Source organism: Sphaerisporangium sp. NPDC049002, assembly GCF_040649355.1.
Classification (GTDB): domain Bacteria; phylum Actinomycetota; class Actinomycetes; order Streptosporangiales; family Streptosporangiaceae; genus Sphaerisporangium.
On sequence record NZ_JBEZFH010000389.1, the window covers coordinates 1 to 2940 of the forward strand.

The following is a 2940-nucleotide window of genomic DNA, read 5'->3' on the forward strand; positions in this document are numbered from 1 at the left end:
GTGTGGATCAACAAACCACTCACGTCTCAAGACGACGGCGCTTCACCACAAACCACACAAGTAGCCTGATGTCTCAACACGTTTGACAGGTTCCGGAGCAGTGCCAGTGCGATACCCGCTGGAACGGTGATGAGGGTGAACACGACCACCGCGCTGTTGACGTGCCTGGTCTCGTCCTCTCTGGTCAGCCGATTGAAGTCGCTGATCTCGGTGAGGATCTGATCGAAACGCTCACGAAGGCCGTGCTGGCGCTGGTAGGCGGCCAGAAGCCGGTTCGGGATGCCGTGGGTCGTCAGGTGCTGCGCCCACAGTCGACGCCGGAAGGAACCGACCTCTCTCTCCAGTTGGGCCATCGTCGTCGCCAGGTTGGTGTCGAGCGCGGCCACCATACGCTGTTCGAGATGTTTGAGCCCTTGGCTCTGGAGTAAGCCGAGCATGACCGCGTCCAGGTAGATCGAGCGCAGGTACAGCTCCGCGTAGCCGAAGAACCTATCGTTTGGCCCCTCGTCAGGCCGGACGCCGACGACGCCCATCCCGTCGCGCAGTACGACGGCATGCCAGTCGACGGAGAGTCTGATGATCTCGTCGTTGGCCGGTTCGAGGTGTTTGGGATCGGGCGGATAGTCCGCCAGGATGGTGCGCGAGGCCAGTGCCCACAGCCACTGACGGGCCGCAGGCCAGCGCCAGTACCTGGGGTGCTGGTACAGACGGGGCAGCCCTCGTTTGGCGGGGGTCACGAAGCAGACGGTAAAGGGGGGTAGGGCGGACTCGATCTTGGCATGTCCGTCTACGAGAGCCTGCGCGTCGAAGCTGACGGGTGGCGCGTTCATGCGGCCCGCCAGGCCACGTAGTAGCGAGATCGGCGTTCCTCGCCTCGACCGCAGGTGGATCGCCACCAACCCACAGGCGTCCGGCTCGTCGGATATGCGGAGAGCCTCGATGCCCAGGATCTCGACGTCGCCGACCACGCGATGGGTGGGATCATGCCAGCGGTTAGGGCGATCTTCCCGCCCGTACAGCACATGGGTCGCCTTGTCGCGGTAGTACTCGCTGCGTGCCTCGGCGGTGGAACGCACCTGCCGATGCTGAAGGATCAGTGGCCCAGGCGCCCATTCCGGTGTGGAGGGGAATCGCGCTTCGTAGACGACGACCAGTGCTTGCCTGGCGAGCCGGGTCACCGGTAGTAGTCCTCCACTTCGGGAAGGTCCAGACGGATGACGTAGCGCGCGTGCTCCGGATCTTCGGGGTCCACCAGGAACCTCACCCGCTCACCTGTCCGGATGGTACGGAATCCCTCGGTCACGATGTCGGCGTACATGAAGGCGTGATGCTTATCGGTCTCGATATCCCGAACCACGTATGTGCCTTGGCGGCCCTCGTGACCGCTGCCGAGTGGTATGCGGTCGACGATGTTGCCGAACCGCTGACCACCCGCCGCTGTGATCTCCTCGCTGGTCACCCGAGCTCCTCCACACACCTGAAACCGACCGCGTTGCTGCATCCCCGGCGCCGGGAGAGCCCCTTGGAGGAGACCTGAAGTGCTCGGTACGGGTTGTCGTAGGAGCCGCCGCAGATGACGACCTCGTTGAGGTTCTCCAGCACCGTTCCGGTGATCTCCCACACGTTTCCGGCCATCTCCCGGATCCCGAACGGAGAGACGTTGCCGGGATGCGCGTCGACCGGACCGGGCATGGCTTGGCTCAGCCGCCCACCGTCCAGTTCCTCTCTCCATGCCTCGTAGGTGATCAGCGGCTGCCCGCTCCATGTGTCCGCACAATTGACGATGTCCAGGTCGATGTCGTCGCCCCAGGGGAACAATCGGCCGTCACTTCCTCGAGCGGCGGCCTCCCATTCGAGAGACGTGGGCAGGCGCTTGCCCTCGAAGCGGGCGAAGGCATACGCGCTCCAATAATTGACGCAGATCACAGGGTGGTTCTCGTACGCCCGATCGGTGAAGTAGTCCTGCACCTTGAGGCGTTCCTGCCACGGCTCGTGGGAGTAGGCAGGCGGCTTGCCCGGGTGGTCCCACTCATGTGAGCCATGCTGCCGGACGGCTTTCAGAAAGCGGCTGTAGCGGCCGACCGTGACCGGGAAGCGATCGAACCGGACGGGCCGCTCGACGCGCCGGAGCATCAGATGGTGACTCGGCCCGACGAGATACGTACCGGCGGGGAGGACGCAGTCGACGCTGGGTGCCTGCGGCGCATGGCGGGATCGCCGGTACAGGAAGTCCCGAACCTGCTCGGTCAGGCGAGGACCGGTCTCGACGGCGGACTCCCGGTTAGCGGGATCACGTAGGTATTCGGCGGCCAGCAGCTCCTGATAGGCCGAGTGCACGAAGGCGACCCCGGACGACTCGACGGGCCTGAAGAACGCTCTCAATCGGAACGCGTTGTAGCTCAGGCGCCCTCCCTCGAAGAGGGAGATACCCACATCGTTCACGATGTCCACGAACGTAAAGGTCGTCTGACCTCGGAGGAAAGCCTCGCCGAAGTACGTGATGATCGACCGCATTGAGTCCGTGAGATGGGTCGATGCCATGACCCGTTCCATGTGCTGCCAGGCCAACTCGGCGAGATGAGGAAGATCGCCGCTGTCGAGTTCCAGCTCACGTACCAGGCGCATCTCAAGGGGGGTGCCGGCGCCGGCCACATCCTGGAGCCTCAGTGCCGAGAATCGGGGCACACGCAGTGGGTTCACGCCCTGGGCATGGAGTTGCTGGACAAGCTTCTCCGACACCAGCGCGGTGCCGTCCAGCAGCCGTCGCACCTGCGGGGAATCCTCCAGGAAGGAAACCCGCGAGCTGGTGACGACCGCCGACTCCGCGGACAGCACCTGGGCCAACTCGGAACCTGTCAAACGTGTTGAGACATCAGGCTACTTGTGTGGTTTGTGGTGAAGCGCCGTCGTCTTGAGACGTGAGTGGTTTGTTGATCCACA

The 2940-nt window shown here is 63.9% G+C and carries 3 protein-coding genes; all 3 read right to left on the bottom strand.

Annotated elements, in window-relative coordinates; translation table 11 throughout:
* Positions 1-26: 26 nt before the first annotated feature.
* The 3 genes from AB0B89_RS35820 to AB0B89_RS35830 are packed head-to-tail and all read right to left on the bottom strand — an operon-like array spanning position 27 to position 2835.
* Positions 27-1178: a hypothetical protein gene (locus tag AB0B89_RS35820; RefSeq protein WP_358562058.1), complete on the bottom strand. Its 1152-nt coding sequence runs from the start codon at positions 1176-1178 to the stop codon at positions 27-29.
* Positions 1175-1459, bottom strand: a complete 285-nt coding sequence (locus AB0B89_RS35825; protein ID WP_358562061.1) for a hypothetical protein — start codon at positions 1457-1459, stop codon at positions 1175-1177. The genes AB0B89_RS35820 and AB0B89_RS35825 overlap by 4 nt, the downstream gene beginning before the upstream one ends.
* Complete coding sequence (locus AB0B89_RS35830) at positions 1456-2835, bottom strand: SUMF1/EgtB/PvdO family nonheme iron enzyme (protein ID WP_358562064.1); 1380 nt, start codon at positions 2833-2835, stop codon at positions 1456-1458. The genes AB0B89_RS35825 and AB0B89_RS35830 overlap by 4 nt, the downstream gene beginning before the upstream one ends.
* Between the last annotated feature and the right edge of the window lie 105 nt (positions 2836-2940).